This is a genomic window from Persicitalea sp., assembly GCF_041751555.1.
Classification (GTDB): Bacteria; Bacteroidota; Bacteroidia; order Cytophagales; family Spirosomataceae; genus Persicitalea.
In genome coordinates, this window is the sequence record NZ_JBGSXF010000204.1 from 1 (window position 1) to 19,802 (window position 19,802).

The following is a 19,802-nucleotide window of genomic DNA, read 5'->3' on the forward strand; positions in this document are numbered from 1 at the left end:
CTACCTGTTTCTCCTGCTGGCCATCCTGGCCCTGCCGGCCTCGGCTACCGTTCGCTATGTCGATGCCAATCGACCCGACAACGCCGGCAACGGACTCACCTGGGCCACCGCCCACAAGCACTTACAATCTGCCCTGGCGGCGGCCACCGATGGCGATCAAATCTGGGTAGCCAAGGGTACTTACAAACCCACTACCGACCCCAACGACCGCGATGCTTCTTTTGTCATGAAGGAAGGTGTGGCGATTTACGGTGGCTTCACCAGTGGCCAGATGAACGTGAATGACCGTAATACCGATCCTGCCAGTAATGGTACGGTGTTGAGCGGGGATATAGATGGAAGCGAGACAGCAGTGAATAATAGCAACCACATTATTTTTAATGTGAACAACGCCCTAACTGTTAGAGCTGTACTGGATGGCTTTACGGTGCAGGGAGGAAATGATTATAATTATGGATCCAACGGAACGCAGTCCGAGGGCAGTGCCATGTATAATGAAGCGTCCAGCCCTGCGATCAATCGCTGTTCGTTCCTGTTTAACAATTCGACAGGGGCAGGAGGAGCGATCTATAATAAGAACAGCAGCCCACGCATTTCAAACTGCTCTTTTCGGGGAAATGTCACAGGAAGTGTTGGCGGGGCTATATATAATATTGGCGGTGGGCCGTCGATCACTAACTGCCAATTCCAGTACAATGTAAGTTCTTCTTTCGATGGCGGAGCCATTTACCTCTCTAATACAGACCTTTCGACAGAGATTAAAGATTGCGAGTTCGAAGGAAATCAGAGTTTTTATAACGGGGGAGCAATTGATAAAGATGGAGGTAGTCTGGACTTAATGAATTGTGTATTTCGTACCAACTCGACCCGATTCAGATCAACGGGGGGAGGGGGAGTCAGAAACCGCGGAAGCATTCGAATAGAAAATTGTCAGTTCATCAAAAACAGTTCTCAGAACGGTGGCGCACTGGCAAATTCGAGTGGTGGCGACGACTGCCAAATCATCAATTCAACTTTTACAGAAAACAACGCTTTTCGTGGCGGAGCTATTTCTTCGAGCGGAAGTCCTCAATTGAGGAATTGTCTGTTTCAAAAGAATGGTGCGCTTAGCGGGGGAGCAATGTACAACAATGGATCACCAACAGCATACGGAGAAAACGTCCCGCAACTTATGAACTGCTCTTTCCTGGAAAATTCTGCGAGCGATTCCCATAATAGCAGTGAAAATGGGGGAGGAGCTATATATAACTTTGGGAAAGGTAGCCCTCAACTAACCAACTGTGTACTCTGGAATAATGGTGGTGCTAATACTTTCAATGATGGTGGACTGAATAGCGTCGTTCCCACTGTTGCATACACAGTCCTTGATGCATCCGTGACAAGATTCGGTGGCATCGGCCCTATTACCTACATCCAGGTTAACCAATCACCCTTCGTCTCCGATACCGACGCCCGCCTGCGGCCCGGCTCTCCCGCCATTGACGCGGGCCTCAACTCGGCCAACACTACTACCACCGATCTGGCGGGCAACCAGCGGATAATCAACGGTACCATTGACATGGGAGCCTGTGAATTCAGCAATCCGTCGGATTTCGCCATTACGGGTGTCAGTGGCGTGAACTGCCAGGAAATATCGCCCACCGCACGGCAACTGACCTTTACGCCCGTTTATAAAAATACCGATGGATCGCCGATCACTTTTTCGGTGTTCGGAGAATTGGCCGACACTCAGGCACCCGGCCCATACAGTCTCCGTCTTTATAAAGACAACCCCGTCATTACGCTGATTGCGAAGCAGGGCAATGGCCAACAATTCCGCTTTCAGTACGACTGGTTGGCAGCCTGTGGTACTACACCGCCCCCACCGCCGCCGCCCTCAACGGGTGACTTCGCCATCACGGGCATTAGCGGGGCCAACTGTCAGGAGCTATCGCCCACCGCGCGGCAACTCACATTCACACCTACTTACCAGGGGAATGACGGTTCGCCGATCACTTTCTCGATATTCGGAGAACTGGCGGACACTCAGGCCCCCGGCCCGTATAGTATCCGGCTCTATATCGACAATCCGAGCATCACCCTTTTTGCCAAGCAGGGCAACCGCGAGCGAGTCAGTTTTGAGTACGATTGGCTGGCCACTTGTGGGACCACGCCGCCCCCACCCCCTCCTACTACGGGTAAATTTGCTATCACGGGCGTCAGTGGCGTGAATTGTCAGGTACTTTCGCCCACCGCGCGTCAACTCACCTTCACGCCTACTTACCAGGGGAGCAATGGTTCACCGATCAACTTCTCGATATTCGGAGAGCTGGCAGATACCAACGCCCCCGGCCCTTATAGTATCCGTCTCTATATCGACAACCCGAGCATTACTCTTTTTGCCATTCAGAGCGGTATGAGTGAGCGGGCTCAGTTTGAGTACAACTGGTTGAACGTATGCAACGCCGCCGCTGCTCGACTGGGCGTTGCCGAAGAACCCGGCTCAGCATTGCGGTTGACTGTTTTGGGCAACCCTGTGGTCGATGGCATCGTAAATCTGGAAGTTCGCGGAGCAAAAGGCCAGCCGCTGACTATCCAATTGACTGATCTCAACGGTCGCTTGGTTGACGAACGCCGGGTGGAGCAAGCTGAATCGGTCGAAAGTCACTCGTTGAAAATCGGTCAGCAGGCGGCGGGTGTGCTCTTGCTCCGTGCTAATACGCTCAATACAAGTCAAACCGTGAAGGTACTTAACGTGCGGTAGGTTAATTTTTGGGACAAAAGTCTTCGAAAAGAGGAGCCCTTTGTGGCTTCTCTTTTTCTTTGCAATCGGTTCCAAAACTTACAGAGACGCGATAAAACCGCGTTTCTACAACCACCGATCGAACCACCCAAACGCCTCTTCCTGCATGGCCTTGTCGAACTTGTGAGGACCGTCGTAGAAACTGGTCTGGTACTTGTCGCTGGCTTTGGCAATTTCATAAACCTCTTTCAGGATTTCGTCGCTTTTCTGCATCTCGGACAGCGTGAAAAGCTGGTCTTGCCGATTGCTCAGTACCAGCGTCGGCAGCGGGGCGCGAAGGCCCATAATTTCGGAAAATTCCAGATAGTTGGGCAGCAACGGCGTGTAGATCATCCAGGTGTGGGTGAAAGCCTTATTGAGCAGCAGGTCATCCCAAGTGGTCATGAAACCCACAGGAACGGCACACTTGACGCGATGATCCATGCCACCCAGATACACAGTGCGCAAGCCACCGCCCGACAGCCCCATGCATCCCAGCCGCTGGGCGTCCACGCCGGGCCGCTGGCTCAGGATGGTAAAGGCCATCTGATCCTCAGCCACGCTCACGCCCGGCCAGGTAGTTCCGGCGCAGAACAGCGACTTGGACATCACGTGTTCGTGATTGGACGCCCAGGCGTTGTAAGCCGCGATTTCCTCGGGCCTATCCAGTTCGGCGTCCTGTGCGCCCTTTGTATCGAACTGATACCGGGTGATGGTTTCGCCCACATCTTCATAATGTACGCGGCGGCTCCCGAACGTAAACACATCATGTACCAGTACCGCGAAGCCTCGCTTGGCGAGTTCATTGGCCCAGGCCCGACCTTCGTAGTATTGCTCCCGGTGCTTGGTCATCAAAGGATTGGAGCCGTCGCTGGTGATCGTGATTTTTTCGTGGCCAAAGTACTTGTTGCCGCCGTGGTCGTGCAGACCCAGCACGGCGGGCAGCGGTTTTGTCGAGCCTTCCGGTTTCAGGAAAATAGCTTTGGTGGGTCGTCCGTAGGGTAGTTGCCAAGATAGCTCCTCGATTTCCAGCCCGTCATACACATACTTTTTCTCCACCGTAACTTTCGGCACGGCACCCATCGGCGGACTAGCGGTCAGTTCCGTAGTTTTGGCGAGGGCTTCCTTACGCCAGGCATCCAGTTTTTTATCGCGATGGGTGCGTAAGGACAACCTAGGCGGACTGGGCCTCAGCCCGGCGGCCCAGGGGCCGTATTGGCCGATGATGCTTTGGGTAGAGTCGGGCAGGGACATGGAAAAGGTAGTTTTAGAAATACCGCTGAAAAAATCTAGCGGCACGGCCTGGGTCGCGATGGGCACAGCGGCAGCTAATCCGGCGGAGTTTTTTACGAATTGGCGGCGGGTAGTTACGCCTTTTTTATTAACCAAAAGATCAAGGGGTTTGTACGAAAAAGTGAAAAGCAGGCTATGTTCTCAGCGCCACGAATAATGCAGCCCCAGCTGTGGCAGAGAAATGACAGCATTCTCTGAAATCGGGTAGTTAGGCCGCAGCATATATAGCCCTACGTCGGCTTTCAGTTGGCGCGTCAGACGGAAGCTGACACCGGGCATGAGGGCTACAAACTGCCAGCCGCGTCGGTAGGTCTGCCCGCTTTCCTGGCCCATCAGGTAAGAGGCTTCCACGAAGGGCGAGAAAGCTGTGGTGCTGATGTGGTAACGAACCATTGGTCCCACGGCCCAACCCGTGAGCGGCGACTCGATGGGCGTGATAGTAGAGTAGGCACCAAAGCCCACCGCGCCCACCAGAAAGCGATCGGAGATAAAAAGACCACCCCGAGCCGCCACATTAGCGAAAGTCCCACCCGACTGATAGGGAATGCCTACGCCTGAAAAACCCGCCAATATAGATCCCGCTTGAAAGTCGGGGCGATTGCCCGCCCGCTTGCCCACCACGGGCATATTGTACGGACTCATGTAGTTGCCCGCCCGCTTCCATTGTAGACTCTGCTTATAGCCTACCTGCAGAGCAAGGTAGCTGCCCTTGCTCACTACATCGGCCTGGTAGTTGACGCCGTTGAGTTCTAGTTCTTTCGTAGAAATGCGGAAAAGGTCACGAAAGCCCTGGCTATACAGGACATTCACGGTGAGCGATTTGTACTGACTAAGTTTATAATCCACGCCTGTGCGGAGGGAAAGTGCCAGGCCATTGTTGCGCGTGTGGGCGCTTTCGAGTTCATACTGGTAGACATCGCCCGGCCATTTCCCATCCACCTTGGGGTCGTCTTTCTCGCGCACATAACCGTCGTAGCGGTTGACGATGTAGTTCACATCCGCTCCGGCGGTCAGGATGAGCCGCCGCCAGAGTAGTTTGGAATTATAGGTGAATCCGACATTGAGGTTAGCCGGGGAAAACTGCGTGTAGCCGTCGTTGCGCCCCCAGCCGTTGACGGCTCGCGTGATGGAATCGCGGGCGATGAACTTGGTGCGGGTACCGACTTTGAGATTAGCCGTACGAATGCCCATGCGCAACGAAAAATGAGGCGTCAGACTGCGTTCGAGGGTGAGGTCATAGGACGCACCGAAGCGGTCGGGGGCTTCGAACTTACCGCTGGGCAGCGGCTTGTCGGAATGTAGCGTGTTGTAAGAAAGCGAGGGGCCGATGGAAACACCCAGCCGCCACGGACTTTGCGCCGAGGCTCGCTCGGCGGCATTCAGAGCTAACAATACCGATAAAACTTGTAGAGTCTTTTTCATACACACCGCCGTAACATTCTGAATTTGACCCCTAAAATAGGAACAAGCCCGATAAATTGCTATAATAATTTACAAAAACTTAGGAGAGGGTTTTTTGTGGTTCAAAAGGGAATACGCATTTTCCCAACCGAAAATGGCGTTTCATACCTAATATTTCAATTTTTTCACAATTCAAGCAAATACATGAAAAAAGTACTCCTTACCTGCCTGCTGGCGTTCGCTGCACTCACTACTTTCGCGCAGCAAACTACTCCGCCCAATAGCGCTACCGAATGCACCGAGGCTTTCTTTCAAGCCTTGCTAGACGAAAACGGCGCGGCCCTGCGCTCGCTGTTAACTACTGACTTCGCCATTGTGAGTTTCGACGGTTCGCTGGTGGACAGCGGCACCCTCGCCGAAGGAATGAACGGAGGCTATATCAATATCGAGGCGGCTACCCTGGCTGGCACCAGTACCCGCAACTACGGCGATACCGGCATTGTGACGGGTACCTGGCGAGCAAAGGGAACCCTTCAGGGCAGCCGCTTTGAAAATACGCTGGCGTTTACGAGCGTGTGCGTGCGGCAGGGCGGTGCCTGGAAAGTGGCGTCGGTACAGATGACACCGACGATGTAGAATGGGTAGTTATTCCACCACACCCAGGTAGTTAAAAGGCGTGATGCGGCGCAGTTCTTCGCGCACCGCCTCCGACACATCGAGGGTTTCGACGAAGCGAGACATCGTGTCGTGCGTAACCTTTTCGTTGGTGCGAGTGAGTTCTTTGAGGGCTTCGTAAGGTTTTGGGTAGCCCTCGCGGCGCAGAATGGTTTGGATGGCTTCCGATACAACTACCCAGTTTTCTTCCAATTCGGCGCGGATGACCTGTTCATTAATTTCCAGTTTGCCCAGGCCCTTCAACAACGAGTGCAGCGCGATGACCTGGTGCGCGATGGGAACGCCGACATTGCGCAGCACGGTGGAGTCGGTAAGGTCACGCTGGAGGCGCGAGATGGGTAGTTTGGACGAAAAATGCTCGAACAGGGCGTTGGCAATGCCGAGATTGCCTTCGGAGTTCTCGAAGTCGATCGGATTGACTTTGTGCGGCATGGCCGACGAACCGATTTCGCCCGCTTTTATTTTTTGCTTGAAAAAGTGCATTGAAATATACGTCCACATATCGCGGTTCAGGTCGAGCAGAATTGTGTTTAGTCGCTTTAAGCCGTCGAAGGTGGCAGCCAGGTTGTCGTAATGCTCTATTTGGGTGGTATGGCGGCTGCGCTTCATGCCCAGGCTCTCCACAAAGTGGTTGGCAAACTGCATCCAGTCCAGGTTGGGATAAGCCACATGATGGGCGTTGAAGTTGCCCGTGGCCCCGCCAAATTTAGCCGAATAAGGTACCTGATCCAGTAGTTCGAACTGTCGCTCCAGTCTTTCCACAAACACCAAAAACTCCTTCCCGACCCGTGTCGGTGAGGCGGGCTGTCCGTGCGTGTAGGCCAGCATCGGCACGTTGCGCCACTCGATGCTCATTCGCTTTAGCACAAAAAGTACTTGCCGAAAGAGGGGCTTCACCTGCCGCTCGAGTGCGTCTTTGAGCGATAGCGGGATGGCCGTATTGTTGATATCCTGCGAAGTCAGTCCAAAGTGGATGAACTCCAGGTACTTCTCTAAGCCGATAACCTCAAATTTTTCTTTAAGAAAATACTCTACCGCCTTTACGTCGTGGTTCGTAACCTTTTCGATTTCCTTGATGTGCAGGGCGTCGGTTTCACTGAAATCTTTATAAATCTCCCGCAATTTCGGGTAGAAACTATCATCGATCTCGCTTAATTGGGGCAATGGTAGCTCGCAGAGTGCGATAAAGTATTCCACTTCCACCATCACCCGGTAATAGATCAAAGCGTACTCGGAAAAGTAGGAGGAAAGTTCAGTAACCTGCTTGCGGTAGCGGCCATCTACGGGCGAAATAGCCGTCAGTTGATTCAGATTCATAGTTAGCGGGATGAAATTTTGGAAAAAGCAAAGGTAAGGCAATTAGTCCTTTGCGCCTTTTTGAATTGTACTTAAATGTTGTTTTGGCATTTCTCCTGGATATTCTAAAACGATCCTAGTACTTTCCGTCCCGAATATAGTAATTCACTATTCTCTACCCGTCAAATGAACCCCTCTCCCTTTCTCGGTGAACTATTAGGCACGGCCGTACTAATGCTACTCGGCGACGGCGTCGTGTCCAATGTTGTATTGAAGCAAACCAAAGGCAATGGTGGCGGCTGGATCGTGATCGCCACGGGCTGGGGATTGGCTGTGCTGATAGGAATTTTTACAGCCCAGGCTTTTGGTAGTCCCGAGGCGCACATCAACCCGGCCGTAACGCTGGGCAACGCCGTCATGTCTGGCGATTATTCCAACGTTCTTCCCTTTATCACAGCACAGATGATTGGGGCGTTTCTGGGCGCGGTGTTGGTTTGGATTCACTACATGCCGCACTGGGCCGCCACCGAGGATCCCGCCGATAAACTCGCCTGCTTTGCCACGGGCCCTGCCATTCGCGCCACTGGCCCTAATTTCGTGAGTGAGGTTTTAGCCACGCTTTTCCTCATTGTTGGGTTATTTGGCATCGGCCAGACCGAAGATGTGCCTCCTGGCCTGGGTCCGTATCTTGTCGGAATGCTGGTTTGGAGTATCGGTCTATCGTTGGGCGGGCCAACGGGCTACGCGGTCAATCCAGCCCGTGACCTCGGTCCGCGCGTAGCTCACGCGGTTCTGCCCATCGCGGGAAAAGGCCCGTCGGACTGGGCCTACGGCTGGATTCCCGTCGTCGGCCCCTTCGTTGGTGCTGCCATTGCAGCTATATTATTGGGATTGGTTTCCTAGTAGGGACGCGATTTATCGCAACTGAGCGGCGAAGATAGCAAAGTACCAGGTGTAGCTGAAAGGCTGCCTTGCCCTATCCCAGGGAAATCCATTCTTTCCGCCGCAAACTCTCCACCGCCGCCAGCGTGGCCTTAGTCGTATTGAGGATCTCGGCCAGTGGAATCAAGCTCTCGCCGCCGCTCTGTACCGATTCCAGCAGTTGCCGAAACTGCGCGCGATGCCCTTTATCCTGCCGTATTTTCATTTTGGAAAAATTCCCGAAGCCGTAGCCTCTCAGGGTGCGAAAGTTGTCGAGTATCAGCGTTCTTTCCTGCGAATAGACCTCCACGCGTTCTTTGGAATAAGCTTTGCTACCGTTGGCAAAATAGTTGATTACGCCCGTAGAGCCATTCGCGTATCTCAACAAAATACTGGCGTTATCAGTCGTTTCGGCGGGACTTTGACCCATGCCATTCATGCACACCTCCGTAACCAAACTACCTGTGAGGAAAGTGATGAGGTCGATAAAATGGCAGGCTTCGCCCAGAATGCGTCCACCACCCACGGCGCGGTCATGAACCCAAGAATTAGCCGGTATGTGGCCTGCGTTCATGGTCGCGATCACGTTCATCGGTGCGCTACCGAGCAAGTCCTTCATCTTCTGGGCGTGGGGCGAAAACCGGCGATTGAAACCTACCGTCAGCGACAGGGAGGGACTGTTTTCGGTAAAGAAAGCCTCGATCTTAGTCAACTCTTCCTTAAAAATCGCCAGTGGTTTTTCTACAAATATATGCTTGCCCGCTTGCAGGGCCTCCAGTGTCAGCCAGGCGTGCTGGCCGTGACGAGTCGTAATCAATACAAGATCCACCTCGTCGTCTTGCAGGATTTCGTGGTAGTCGGTGGTACTTTGAGCAATGCCGTGTTTTTGTGCCAAGGCTGTACCCGACAGGCCATTGGCGCTGGCGATATACTTGATGGAAGCACCTTTCAGAGCAGGCAGCATCGTCATTTTGGTAAAATTCCCCGCACCGATGATACCCACGACCCCTTTTCGGCCCGCGAAGGAAGTAGTTTGGTGCCGAATCGTCGCTTCCAGGGCCACCTCCTCCGGGTATTCCAGCAGCGAGGCGATGGCCCGCGACGAACCAATTTCGCCGTATATCTTACCATAATCCGCCAGCGGCACTACTTCGGTGATGAAGGGTTGCACATCGAGCAGTCCGGCAGCAAGTAGTTGGAGAATCGTTTGGAAATTACGGTTCTCGGTCCAGCGGACGAAGGGCAGCGGGTAGTCGCGGCCTTTCTGCTCGTAAGCGTCGTCGTAGCGGCCCGGCCCGTAGGAACACGACACCTGGAAGGTCAGCTCTTTCTCATAAAATTCCGCCCGGCTGAGGTTCAGCCCCACTACGCCGATGAGCACGATCTTGCCGCGCTGCCGCGACATCTGGGCAGCTTGGGAAATAATGTCATTGTTTTTGGCCGAGGCGGTGATGATAACGCCATCCGCTCCGACGCCGCCTGTAAGGTAGGTCACAAATTTTACCGGGTCGTCGCCTTGAGTGGGGTTGCAGGTAATGATTCCCTTGGCGCGGGCAATTTCCAATTTGGCTTCGTCCAGATCCACGCCTACCACACGACAGCCATTGAGTCGCAGCAATTCGGCGGTCAGCAGGCCGATCAATCCCAGACCAATAACTACCACGGTTTCGCCCATAGTAGGGTCCAGCAGCCGGATTCCCTGCAAACCAATGGCCCCGATAACGGTGAAAGCCGCCGCGTCATCGCTGACGTTGACGGGTACTTTGGCCACCAGATTGCGCGGCACGCTGACGACCTCGGCGTGGGGGCCATTGCTAACCACGCGGTCGCCAATCTGCAAGTCAGTCACCCCTGTACCGATAGCTATAACCACACCCGCGTTGCAGTACCCCAGCGGCAAGGGCTGTTCCAATTTGTTGAAAACCGACTGCATGGTAGTTTGCAGCCCATCGGTTTTTATTTTGTTCAAAACCATCTTCACCTTGTCAGGCTGCTGCCGGGCTTTATCGAGCAGGTTGGCTTTCCCGAACTCCACCAGCATCCGCTCGGTACCCAACGACACCAAACTGCGGCGCGTCTGAATCAATACCGCGCCGGGCCGTGGCTGCGGGGCAGGTACTTCTATCAGGGTAGTTTTTCCGGTTTTGAGGTTTTGGGTGAGTTGTTTCATGTCGGCAATTTCGGGGTTTATATGGATAAGCCCTGTTTCCTATACGGAAAAACCCCTAAATTTGCGACTGTTTTGTCAGAAACAAGTGAATAATGGTTGTCTGCAATGATTATTCATTGCAGACTGCCGAAATTAATAATTCATCATTCATCATTAAGAATATGTCCGCAGTAGCCGAGCAAACGCAGTTATTGGCCGACCGCATCACCGCCCTCGAAGAATCTTCGACCCTGGCGATGACCAAAAAAGCCCGTGAATTGGCCGCCCTGGGCCACAAAGTCATTAGCCTGAGCGTAGGTGAGCCCGATTTCAAAACTCCCGCTCACATCTGTGAGGCCGGCAAGCAGGCCATCGACGACGGCTTCCACGGCTACTCGCCCGTGGCGGGTTTCCCCGATTTGCGCCAAGCCATCGCCGACAAACTTCGCCGCGACAATAATATCGACTGGCAGCCCGAAAACATCGTGGTTTCGACGGGAGCCAAGCACTCGCTGGCCAACGCCATTCAGGTGCTGGTGAATCCCGGCGACGAGGTTATTATTTTTGCGCCCTACTGGGTGAGTTATTCCGAAATGGTGAAACTGGCCGAAGGCAAAGCCGTGATAGTGGATGGTGCCTTCGAGAACGATTTTAAGGTGATACCTGAGCAACTGGAAGCGGCTATCACGCCGCGCACGAAAGTGATCATGTACGCCTCGCCCAACAACCCCACGGGTTCCGTCTATTCCGAAGCCGAATTACGGGCACTCGGGGCCGTGCTGGAAAAACACGAGGATGTGTTCGTCCTGGCCGATGAAATTTATGAATACATCAACTTTACAGGGAACGGCAATTTCAGCATGGGCTCTATCCCGGCCTTGAAAGAGCGCGTGATTACCGTCAACGGCGTGGCCAAAGGCTTTGCCATGACTGGCTGGCGCATTGGCTTCATCGGTGCCGCGAAATGGATTACGCAGGGCGTCGAGAAATTGCAGGGGCAGGTTACGTCCGGTACTTGTTCAATCGCGCAAAAGGCCGCCGTAGCAGCTTTTACTGGCACGCTGGAACCAACGATGGAAATGGCAAAAGCCTACCAACGTCGCCGAGATCTGGTGGTAAAGCTGCTTAAAGACATTCCCGGATTCAAAGTGAATGTACCACAAGGTGCCTTCTACGCTTTCCCGGATGTGAGCTACTATTTTGGTAAATCTGACGGAGAAAATACGATCAACAATTCGGACGATTTCTCGCTGTGGCTGCTCAACAATTCTTACGTCTCGACCGTAGCCGGGTCGGGCTTCGGCGCGCCGGACTGCATCCGCATCTCTACTGCGGCGGCAGACGAAAAGCTAGAAGAAGCTGTGGCGCGAATTAAGAAAGCTGTGGAGACTCTGAAATAGTCTCCTATGTCATTTGGAGTTTTCTAGAGAGGGCTCCGGGCGGGATTGATCCCGGCCGGAGCCCTCTCTTCCTTTTAGAAGGCCGTTCGTAAATAACTGATTTAACTACCTGGCATAACCTAGTACCTTTGCTTTATTCAAAACCAAAAACAAGCAATAGCCATGAACTCAAATAACAGATTATTTCGCAACATGAACCAACGGGTCATTGGCGGCGTCGCCGCCGGATTGGCCGATTACTTTGGGATCGACATTATTTTGATGCGTGTCCTTTTCGTCCTAGCCGCATTTATACCCATTCCCACACACATAGTATTGCTCTACATCATCCTCTGGATCGTCATGCCGAAGAATCCCCTACGGATTCACCAAACCGCGACTGGCCCAAATCCGCAAGGATAGCCCCGCAGCTTCCAGAAGAAATTCGAACCGCCGTTCCGAACCATCGGGCGGCGGTTTTTTGTTTTAAAATAAATTCCTACTTTTACAAATAGTATGCTTGCATACTGTTGACTGTCGGGCTTCGGCTGGTACACTAGCCCAGTCCGCTCAGCCTGACAAGGCAGTCGGTTTAGGCCTTTTCTGCAACGGTGAGTCTAGCCTGACGTATCTCATAATTCATATCTCATAATTCATAATTTAATATGAACGCATACATCGTAGCCGGCTACCGCTCGGCGGTCGGCAAAGCCCCAAAAGGCGTATTTCGTTTTACCCGTCCCGACAACTTGGGCGCGGATGTTATCAAACACACCATGGCCCAAATCCCGCAACTCGATCCCGCGCAGGTGGACGATGTGATTGTGGGTAACGCTGTCCCAGAAGCCGAGCAAGGGATGCAAATGGGACGATTCGTGTCGCTGCTGTCGCTACCCGAAAGCGTGTCGGGTATGGTTATCAACCGCTACTGCGGCTCAGGCGTGGAGGCCATTGCGCTGGCCGCCGGAAAAATCAACGCGGGCATGGCCGACTGCATCATTGCGGGCGGCACCGAGTCTATGTCGATGGTGCCGACGATGGGCTGGAAAACAGCTTTGAACTATGAAATCGCTCACACCAACCCTAACTACTACCTCAGTATGGGTCTCACCGCCGAGCAGGTAGCTCAGGATTATAAAATCAGCCGTGAGGATCAGGACATGTTTGCCTACCAATCGCATCAGAAAGCCCTGGCCGCACAGGCAGCGAACCGCTTCGCTGACGAAATCGTCCCGATCAGCGTGAAAGAAACCTACTTCGATGCCGAAGCGGGCAAGAAAAAAACGCGGGAGTACACGGTGAACAAAGACGAGGGGCCCCGGCCCGATACTTCGCCCGAGGCCCTGGCACGGCTTCGTCCGGTATTCGCGGCGGGCGGCTCGGTAACGGCGGGCAACTCTTCGCAGACTTCAGATGGTGCGGCCTTCGTAATCGTAATGTCTGAGAAAATGGTGAATGAATTGGGCTTGAAACCCATTGCACGCATGATGGCTTATTCCACGGCGGGTGTCGACCCGCGCATCATGGGAATTGGTCCAGTAGCGGCGGTCCCCAAAGCACTGAAGCAAGCAGGGCTGCAACTGTCTGACATCGAGCAGATCGAGTTGAACGAAGCCTTCGCCGCGCAGTCCCTGGCTGTAATGCGGACGCTGGACATGAACCCCGAAATCGTCAATCCCAACGGCGGTGCCATCGCCCTGGGCCACGCCCTCGGCTCGACGGGCGCACGCCTTTCCGTGCAGCTATTTAACGAAATGCGCCGCCGTGACCAGAAATACGGCATGGTTACCGCCTGCGTTGGCGGCGGACAAGGCGTGGCAGGGATTTATGAACTGTTGTAAAAAACGTGGGTAAAGTTCCAAAGTGACAAAGCAAAGTTCCTTCGGAGAAGTAGTTCACAGAAAAAGGGTCAAGTTTCAATGATGGAACTTGACCCTTTTTCTGTGAGGAGAATACTGAACGTCTACTTCCCTTTCCCCAACTTATACCATTCCATGTTTTTCAGCGGCTGTCGGCGTTCGTATTGGTCAACGGGCGCGTAATGCTTAGCCAGATAGTCCAGGATTTTGGGCTCGGCTTCGCCTAAGTCCCACAGGTTTTGGGTACGCTGCATCCAGCGGATTTTTTCAAGCCAGACTTCGCGGCTGGCGCGGTACTGCGTCACGAGCGTACTGGAATGGCAACCCGTGCAGTGCGCCCGCATTAGGTCAATGCCCTCGTCAATGACGAAGCCCGTGGCCGGGTCGATGCCTTTCTTGGTCGTGTCCAGCTTGATTTCCAAACTACCAGTTGTTTTTTGTGTAGCGGATTGATCAGGCCGGAAGGCGGTGGCGAGCAAGAAGCAAGCTATGACGAGCGTCGGGGCAAGCAGTCTGGTCAATTTCATTTCGTGTCTTTTTTGATAAAAAACTTCTCACCAAAGCTGGTGAACTGAAGGCTTAACGTATTTTTTATAAATTCCCTCCACCGCCTTCCATTGCTCGTCAGTAAGTGATGGTAGTATAGCTGCTTTCAGATTGGAGACAACCTGTGCGGGTCGCGACGCACCGGGAATGATGGTACTTACCGCGTCGAACATTAGTACCCAGCGCAAGGCTATGGGGGCCAGATTTTCGTAACCAGGAAACGCCGCTTTCAGTTCGTTGACCGCCGCAAGCCCCGTTTCGTAATCCACGCCGGAGAAGGTTTCGCCTTTATCGAACTTTTCGCCCTGACGATTAAAGTTGCGGTGATCACCTTCGGAGAAAGTGGACTCCCTTGAGAATTTCCCGGTGAGGAGTCCGCTGGCCAGTGGCACTCGCACAATGATGCCGACATCTTTTTTCTTGGCTTGCTCGAAGAATAGCTCGGAAGGCCGCTGCCGGAACATATTGAAGATAATTTGCACTGTGGTCACGTTGTCGAACTCGATGCCTTTCAGCGCATCCTCCACTTTCTCGACGCTGATGCCCAGGTTCTGTACCTTCCCTTCTTCTTTCAAACGGTCAAAAAGTCCGAAGATTTCGGGACGGTAATACACTTCCCTGGGTGGACAGTGCAGTTGCACGAGATCCAGCGTTTCCAAACCCATATTTTTCAAACTACCCTCCACAAACTTCCGCAACGCGGCGGGTTGGTAAGCTTCGTTGTTGTGTGGACTCAGTTGCCGCCCGCACTTCGTAGCTACGTAGATGCGCTCCGAGCGACTCTTGACAAATTTTCCCACGGCTTTTTCACTCTCACCTGCGCCATACACATCGGCTGTGTCGATGAGGTTGACGCCGCCGTCTATGGCTTCGTGAAGGATACTCTCGGCTAGTTTGTGGTCGAAGTCAGCGCCCCATTTTCCGCCGACCTGCCAGGTGCCGAGGGCTATTTCTGATACTTTAAAATTTGTTTTTCCTAGTTTTCGGTAGTTCATTCTGTAAGCAATAGAGTTTCAAAGCGATGAAGTAGCTGCACCTTGGGATATAAAACACTTTTATTGGTATTCGTAAAGGTATAAATTAATCCTTCTTCAAAAAAAACCGATAAAACTGTGACATTATGCCGATTGCTGCGAATAATAAGGCAAACAAGTACTCGAAACGATACCAGGCGAAGCATTGGAAGATTTAGAATTACATGAACGATTCGTAAATTACCTCGAAGGCTATAAGAGGCTTATCATTAAGGTCGCGAGTGCCTATTGCTCCGAGCCCGAAGACCGCCGGGACCTGGTGCAGGAAATCAGCCTGCAACTTTGGAAGGCCTATCCAAACTACGACGCGAGTGTCGCCTTTTCAACCTGGACTTACCGTATTGCGCTCAATGTCTCTATTTCATTTTTGCGAAAGGAAACATCCCGTAGGCGGCGGGAGGAGCAGTACCGTAGGGAACGCGACATCCTGGAATGGAGCAGTGCAGTACAGGACGAAAGGCTCGAGCAACTCTTCAGAATCATCGATCAACTAAAACCTCTCGACAAAGGAGTCATGATCCTGAGCCTGGAAGGCTGCAAAAATACCGAAATCGCGGACGTGATGGGCATGTCGGCCACGTACGTATCCACCAAATTGTACCGGATCAGGGAGCAGTTAAAATCATTAGTCACAACTTAAAAAAACACAGAAATGGACTTTCAGGAATTGAGCACTTTATGGAACAATAATGACCAGGAGCTTAGCCAACAAATTGAAATCAGGCAAAAACTGGTGGAAGAGGTAAGTATACGGAAGGTTAGGAGGCACCTGGCCGAAATCAAGTGGACTTCCTACTTTGAATTGGGGGTCAGCTTCATCTTCCTCCCCTTCATCACCCGCTACCTGTCCGATACTTTTTCTGAGTCAAAGTTCTTCATACCGGGCCTAATGCTGTTGGTACTGACACTTTTCAGTCTCCTTTTCACCAGCTATCAATTAGTCCTGTATTATGGGATTCAGACCGGAACGTCAGTCGTCCAAACACAGTTGAAAGTGGCCCGGCTAAGGTTTCTTGAATCGCTGGAAATCAACCTGCTTTATATTGTGATTCCCTTGTTCTACGCACCCTTCATGATCGTAGTAGCAAAAGCCGTAGCTAACTTCGATTTGTATCAGTTCAGTAATTTGCTGATCTATTCTACATCAGGCAGTGTAGTCATTGCCTTGATTCTGGTATTCTTTTTGAAAAAATTTCCAAGCAAGCGATTACGGGAGTCCCTTAGTTTTCTGAACGAATTGAAAGAGGGCAATGCGCATTCAGATTAACCTTATCAAATTTTGTCTCAGATGCATCAAATTGCTGGGTGGAACGGTTAGGCCATTTATGGGTGTTGTTCTAACAATATTTGGTTCTCGTTCAGTCAGTTTTGTGATCCTAGCGATTAAAGAATAAATCGAAAATTAAACCAGAATGTCCTTCAATTCCGACAAAGAATCCACGACGTAGGTAGGTTTCGCCGATTCAAGTTGCTCCCGCGTATGCGCTCCCGTCGTCACGCCGACCGTGATTCCGCAGGAAGCATTTTTTCCTTCCTCGATGTCGATGATAGAATCCCCCGCTTTTAGTACTTTGGCGGCGTCAGTGACCCCTACGTCGCTCATGGCTTTCGTGATCATGTCAGGGGCTGGCCTGCCGTTGGTCACATCGGATGCGGTGACCAAAGTGTCATACTGTACGCCCTTCTCCCACCCCATTTTTTTTAGCAGTTTATTGGCAACCTCTGAATTATAACCTGTGTTTAGGGCGATCTTGACACCTCCTTCTTTTAAAATAGGTAATAGCTCCTCGACGCCCGCGCAGGGCTTGACATCTAGATTATCGTAGGCATCCGCCAGGTACTTCTTAAAGCGTTCAAATATTTCGCCCGTGGTAGTATTGATTGGCTTGATTGGCTGCGTTTCGGCGATAATATCCTTGATCGCCTGATGTTTTTCTTTTCCGGCACCGTGCGCCAGCACAAAATCCAGGGAAGTTTCATACCCTGCTTCGTTGACAGCTTTTCGCAGGGTTTTGTAAACTACATTGTCCTCGTTCACGGTGGTACCTGCCATATCAAAAACTACCAGTTCTATCTTTTTCATGTTTCGATTTATTGGTTGAGTGTGTTGGTGTGTATGATTTTGTATATTCTTCAATAGGGAGGACTGATTTGCATCTGTGACGTGACGGTTTGTACGACGATGCCCCACTTCATGTTGATCACTGACCACGGGGGAAAAGGCACAGGCCACGGCGGCATGACGCCCGGAGAAATGACCGTCCCCTGGGCCGTTACGGGACCGGGCATTCGCAAAGGTCAGGTACTGGCCGAACCCGATAACAACACCAATACGTCGGCCGTCATCTGGCGTTTGTTCGGCTTTTCAGAAAAGACGAAGTCGTGGGTGGGCGAAGTACCTGAATCTATTTTTGAATAGAGGCGAGAAGAACAAATACTTTGGCTACTGGGTACTTTACTTCGCAAGATCAAGTACCCGGATATTCCGAAACCGCAACACGTCGCCGTGGCCCAGGAAGCCGATATGACCCGACGTGCGACTCAGGCCAGGATGCTCTTTGTGATCCAGCGTGCCATCCTTGCTGGCCTCGGCCAAGTCGCCGTCAAGTATGACCGTTCCGTTGAGCGTCACCGTGATTTTGGAGCCTTCTGCGCGAACCTCTTCGACATTCCACTCACCGACGGGCTTCAAATGCCCACGCTCGGCGGGAATCACGCCGTAAGCTGAGCCGTGGTACTGGTACTCCTTCAAGTCTTTGTACTTGTCGGCGTCATTGTCCAGAATCTGGATTTCGGTACCCGCGTAGGCCGCGTCGCCTTCCAGCGGGGCGCGGATGCCCAGGCCATTGTTGGCCCCCGGCGTGAGATGAAACTCGAAGCGGTACACGAAGTCGCTGTATTCGTCTTTGGTATAGAGGTTGCCTTCGCCGCCGCGCGTGGGGTCGATGACTAGTTCGTTGCCTTCGATGAAGTAGTCGGTCTTATTGCCGACCCACTCATCTAAGTTAGTACCGTCGAAAAGTACCTGGTAGCCTTCACTTATTTCTTCGTCGGTGATTTTTGCGACTTCCATCGAGTCGGTAAGCGCTTCGTCGGAGGTAGTACTTTCCTGATCACTTTGTGAACAGGCTTGGGTCAGGAATAAACCGAAGGCGAGGAGGTAGTAGGTTGTCTTTTTCATTTTTTTGAAATGACTGTTTACATTGAAATGTGAGGGAATGAGCCTTAGAACGACCCGTTCTGGATTTCTTTTACTAAGACCAAACCACGCGGAAAATACTTGACAATCGAATTCCCACTACATTTGGGTATGAAAGAAGAGCGCATTTCGGTTTTTGACATTTTCAAGATCGGCATCGGCCCGTCGAGCTCCCACACGCTGGGGCCCTGGCGGGCAGCGCAGCAATTTCTGCAATCGCTGGAAAATGGGCTCGGCTGGCCGAACGTGCAGTCCGTGCAGGTACATCTATACGGCTCATTAGCTAAAACTGGCAAAGGCCACGGTACCGACCTGGCCGTGATTCTCGGCCTGTCGGGTTACGACCCCGTTACGATGGTCACGGCTAACATCGAACTGATTTTGGCCGAAATCGCGGCCGATGGTCTGCTGGCTTTGCCCGACGAAACCACCATTCCTTTTCATCCCAAAACCGACATTGTTTTCCACCGCGACGAGTCGCTGCCGTTCCATCCCAACGGCTTGACCTTCGTCGCCAACAACGGCACGTCGGACGAAGTCTGCGAAACATACTATTCCATCGGCGGTGGCTTTGTGACGCAGGAAGATTTTACGGAAAACGTCAGCCAGGAAATGGCTCAACTTCCGTACCCCATCGACACCGCCGCCGACCTCATGCGTTGGTGCCACACGACGGATAAAGCAATTTGGGAGGTGATATTGGAAAACGAAAAAGTCTGGCGCGACGAAGCCGACGTTCGCGCCGAATTGATGAATATCTGGCAGGTGATGCAGGAAAGCATCTTCGCGGGTTGCCGCACCGACGGCTACCTGCCCGGCGGGCTGAACGTGAAACGCCGCGCGGCCAACCTACACCAAAAACTACTGCAAGGACAAGATTACGCCGACTACGCCGAGTGGCTGGAATTGGTACGGGCGGGCGGCAACAGCTTCAACTACACGCTGGACTGGGTCAGTTGCTTTGCATTGGCGGTCAACGAGCAGAACGCTTCGTTCAGCCGCGTGGTTACCGCGCCCACCAACGGCTCGGCGGGCGTCATTCCGGCGGTAATCCAGTACTTTCTGGCTTTCTGCCATGGTACCGACGAAGACGTTTTTCGATTCTTACTTACGGCGGGTGAAATCGGCAGTATCTTCAAGAAAGGGGCCACGCTATCGGCGGCAATGGGCGGCTGTCAGGCCGAAATCGGCGTGTCGGCGGCGATGGCTGCGGCGGGCCTGACGGAAGTATCGGGTGGCACGGCGGCGCAATGTTTGATGGCCGCCGAAATCGCGATGGAACACCACCT

Annotated in this window: 18 protein-coding genes; 10 read left to right on the forward strand and 8 right to left on the reverse strand. The window is 52.7% G+C overall.

Features of this window, described 5'->3' with window-relative positions; genetic code table 11:
- Window positions 1-2,743, forward strand: a 2,743-nt coding sequence (locus ACEW8P_RS07285; protein ID WP_373512431.1) for a choice-of-anchor Q domain-containing protein, incomplete at its 5' end; no start/stop codon positions are given.
- Window positions 2,744-2,848: 105 nt separating this feature from the next.
- On the opposite strand, the gene ACEW8P_RS07290 is transcribed toward ACEW8P_RS07285, so the two are convergent.
- Both ACEW8P_RS07290 and ACEW8P_RS07295 read right to left on the reverse strand, forming a co-directional pair.
- Window positions 2,849-4,150 (reverse strand): alpha/beta hydrolase family protein, encoded by a 1,302-nt coding sequence (locus ACEW8P_RS07290; RefSeq protein ID WP_373512432.1) that lies wholly within the window; start codon window positions 4,148-4,150, stop codon window positions 2,849-2,851.
- Window positions 4,151-4,195: 45 nt separating this feature from the next.
- Entirely contained in the window at window positions 4,196-5,476 is a 1,281-nt protein-coding gene (locus tag ACEW8P_RS07295) for a hypothetical protein (RefSeq protein WP_373512433.1), read from the reverse strand.
- 183 nt (window positions 5,477-5,659) lie between these two features.
- Between ACEW8P_RS07295 and ACEW8P_RS07300 the strand changes: the two genes are divergently transcribed.
- Window positions 5,660-6,091, forward strand: coding sequence for a nuclear transport factor 2 family protein (locus tag ACEW8P_RS07300; protein WP_373512434.1), 432 nt, complete (start codon window positions 5,660-5,662; stop codon window positions 6,089-6,091).
- 9 nt (window positions 6,092-6,100) lie between these two features.
- Here ACEW8P_RS07300 and purB read toward each other — a convergent pair whose 3' ends face one another.
- Window positions 6,101-7,447 carry an adenylosuccinate lyase gene (purB, locus tag ACEW8P_RS07305; RefSeq protein WP_373512435.1) on the reverse strand — a complete coding sequence of 449 codons (1,347 nt, stop codon included), beginning with the start codon at window positions 7,445-7,447 and terminating at the stop codon, window positions 6,101-6,103.
- A 165-nt stretch (window positions 7,448-7,612) separates the two neighbouring features.
- On the opposite strand from purB, the gene ACEW8P_RS07310 reads away from it, so the two are divergent.
- Entirely contained in the window at window positions 7,613-8,329 is a 717-nt protein-coding gene (locus ACEW8P_RS07310; RefSeq protein ID WP_373512436.1) for an MIP/aquaporin family protein, read from the forward strand.
- A gap of 73 nt (window positions 8,330-8,402) precedes the next feature.
- Here the strand turns inward: ACEW8P_RS07310 and ACEW8P_RS07315 are convergent, their stop codons facing one another.
- Window positions 8,403-10,517 (reverse strand): bi-domain-containing oxidoreductase, encoded by a 2,115-nt coding sequence (locus ACEW8P_RS07315; protein WP_373512437.1) that lies wholly within the window; start codon window positions 10,515-10,517, stop codon window positions 8,403-8,405.
- Between the two features lie 161 nt (window positions 10,518-10,678).
- Between ACEW8P_RS07315 and ACEW8P_RS07320 the strand changes: the two genes are divergently transcribed.
- The 3 genes from ACEW8P_RS07320 to ACEW8P_RS07330 all read left to right on the forward strand — a co-directional run bounded on the left by ACEW8P_RS07320 (window position 10,679) and on the right by ACEW8P_RS07330 (window position 13,716).
- The gene (locus ACEW8P_RS07320) at window positions 10,679-11,896 is read left to right on the forward strand and encodes a pyridoxal phosphate-dependent aminotransferase (protein WP_373512438.1); all 1,218 of its coding nucleotides are present in this window, start codon (window positions 10,679-10,681) and stop codon (window positions 11,894-11,896) included.
- A 162-nt stretch (window positions 11,897-12,058) separates the two neighbouring features.
- Entirely contained in the window at window positions 12,059-12,298 is a 240-nt protein-coding gene (locus ACEW8P_RS07325; RefSeq protein ID WP_373512439.1) for a PspC domain-containing protein, read from the forward strand.
- Window positions 12,299-12,540: 242 nt separating this feature from the next.
- The gene (locus ACEW8P_RS07330; protein WP_373512440.1) at window positions 12,541-13,716 is read left to right on the forward strand and encodes an acetyl-CoA C-acyltransferase; all 1,176 of its coding nucleotides are present in this window, start codon (window positions 12,541-12,543) and stop codon (window positions 13,714-13,716) included.
- Between the two features lie 122 nt (window positions 13,717-13,838).
- Here ACEW8P_RS07330 and ACEW8P_RS07335 read toward each other — a convergent pair whose 3' ends face one another.
- Entirely contained in the window at window positions 13,839-14,261 is a 423-nt protein-coding gene (locus ACEW8P_RS07335; RefSeq protein ID WP_373512441.1) for a hypothetical protein, read from the reverse strand.
- A gap of 27 nt (window positions 14,262-14,288) precedes the next feature.
- Window positions 14,289-15,275, reverse strand: coding sequence for an aldo/keto reductase (locus ACEW8P_RS07340; RefSeq protein WP_373512442.1), 987 nt, complete (start codon window positions 15,273-15,275; stop codon window positions 14,289-14,291).
- A gap of 184 nt (window positions 15,276-15,459) precedes the next feature.
- Here ACEW8P_RS07340 and ACEW8P_RS07345 point away from each other — a divergent pair, with 184 nt between their 5' ends.
- Window positions 15,460-15,954 carry a sigma-70 family RNA polymerase sigma factor gene (locus tag ACEW8P_RS07345; protein ID WP_373512443.1) on the forward strand — a complete coding sequence of 165 codons (495 nt, stop codon included), beginning with the start codon at window positions 15,460-15,462 and terminating at the stop codon, window positions 15,952-15,954.
- 12 nt (window positions 15,955-15,966) lie between these two features.
- Window positions 15,967-16,581 carry a hypothetical protein gene (locus ACEW8P_RS07350; RefSeq protein ID WP_373512444.1) on the forward strand — a complete coding sequence of 205 codons (615 nt, stop codon included), beginning with the start codon at window positions 15,967-15,969 and terminating at the stop codon, window positions 16,579-16,581.
- 135 nt (window positions 16,582-16,716) lie between these two features.
- On the opposite strand, the gene ACEW8P_RS07355 is transcribed toward ACEW8P_RS07350, so the two are convergent.
- Entirely contained in the window at window positions 16,717-17,397 is a 681-nt protein-coding gene (locus ACEW8P_RS07355) for a phosphonatase-like hydrolase (protein ID WP_373512445.1), read from the reverse strand.
- A 111-nt stretch (window positions 17,398-17,508) separates the two neighbouring features.
- Here ACEW8P_RS07355 and ACEW8P_RS07360 point away from each other — a divergent pair, with 111 nt between their 5' ends.
- On the forward strand, window positions 17,509-17,733 hold the full coding sequence (locus tag ACEW8P_RS07360) for a hypothetical protein (RefSeq protein WP_373512446.1): 225 nt from the start codon (window positions 17,509-17,511) through the stop codon (window positions 17,731-17,733).
- Between the two features lie 36 nt (window positions 17,734-17,769).
- Here ACEW8P_RS07360 and ACEW8P_RS07365 read toward each other — a convergent pair whose 3' ends face one another.
- Window positions 17,770-18,495: a DUF1080 domain-containing protein gene (locus tag ACEW8P_RS07365; RefSeq protein ID WP_373512447.1), complete on the reverse strand. Its 726-nt coding sequence runs from the start codon at window positions 18,493-18,495 to the stop codon at window positions 17,770-17,772.
- A gap of 99 nt (window positions 18,496-18,594) precedes the next feature.
- On the opposite strand from ACEW8P_RS07365, the gene ACEW8P_RS07370 reads away from it, so the two are divergent.
- On the forward strand, window positions 18,595-19,802 hold a 1,208-nt coding region (locus ACEW8P_RS07370; RefSeq protein ID WP_373512448.1), incomplete at its 3' end, for an L-serine ammonia-lyase.

Excerpts from the sequence above, each read along its gene's own strand:
- ACEW8P_RS07360 (WP_373512446.1), top strand. The coding sequence starts at position 17,509 with ATGTTGATCACTGACCACGGGGGAAAAGGCACAGGCCACGGCGGCATG.
- ACEW8P_RS07300 (WP_373512434.1), top strand. The coding sequence starts at position 5,660 with ATGAAAAAAGTACTCCTTACCTGCCTGCTGGCGTTCGCTGCACTCACT.
- purB (WP_373512435.1), bottom strand. The coding sequence starts at position 7,447 with ATGAATCTGAATCAACTGACGGCTATTTCGCCCGTAGATGGCCGCTAC.
- ACEW8P_RS07315 (WP_373512437.1), bottom strand. The coding sequence starts at position 10,517 with ATGAAACAACTCACCCAAAACCTCAAAACCGGAAAAACTACCCTGATA.
- ACEW8P_RS07340 (WP_373512442.1), bottom strand. The coding sequence starts at position 15,275 with ATGAACTACCGAAAACTAGGAAAAACAAATTTTAAAGTATCAGAAATA.
- ACEW8P_RS07295 (WP_373512433.1), bottom strand. The coding sequence starts at position 5,476 with ATGAAAAAGACTCTACAAGTTTTATCGGTATTGTTAGCTCTGAATGCC.
- ACEW8P_RS07335 (WP_373512441.1), bottom strand. The coding sequence starts at position 14,261 with ATGAAATTGACCAGACTGCTTGCCCCGACGCTCGTCATAGCTTGCTTC.
- ACEW8P_RS07310 (WP_373512436.1), top strand. The coding sequence starts at position 7,613 with ATGAACCCCTCTCCCTTTCTCGGTGAACTATTAGGCACGGCCGTACTA.
- ACEW8P_RS07325 (WP_373512439.1), top strand. The coding sequence starts at position 12,059 with ATGAACTCAAATAACAGATTATTTCGCAACATGAACCAACGGGTCATT.
- ACEW8P_RS07320 (WP_373512438.1), top strand. The coding sequence starts at position 10,679 with ATGTCCGCAGTAGCCGAGCAAACGCAGTTATTGGCCGACCGCATCACC.
- ACEW8P_RS07350 (WP_373512444.1), top strand. The coding sequence starts at position 15,967 with ATGGACTTTCAGGAATTGAGCACTTTATGGAACAATAATGACCAGGAG.
- ACEW8P_RS07330 (WP_373512440.1), top strand. The coding sequence starts at position 12,541 with ATGAACGCATACATCGTAGCCGGCTACCGCTCGGCGGTCGGCAAAGCC.
- ACEW8P_RS07355 (WP_373512445.1), bottom strand. The coding sequence starts at position 17,397 with ATGAAAAAGATAGAACTGGTAGTTTTTGATATGGCAGGTACCACCGTG.
- ACEW8P_RS07365 (WP_373512447.1), bottom strand. The coding sequence starts at position 18,495 with ATGAAAAAGACAACCTACTACCTCCTCGCCTTCGGTTTATTCCTGACC.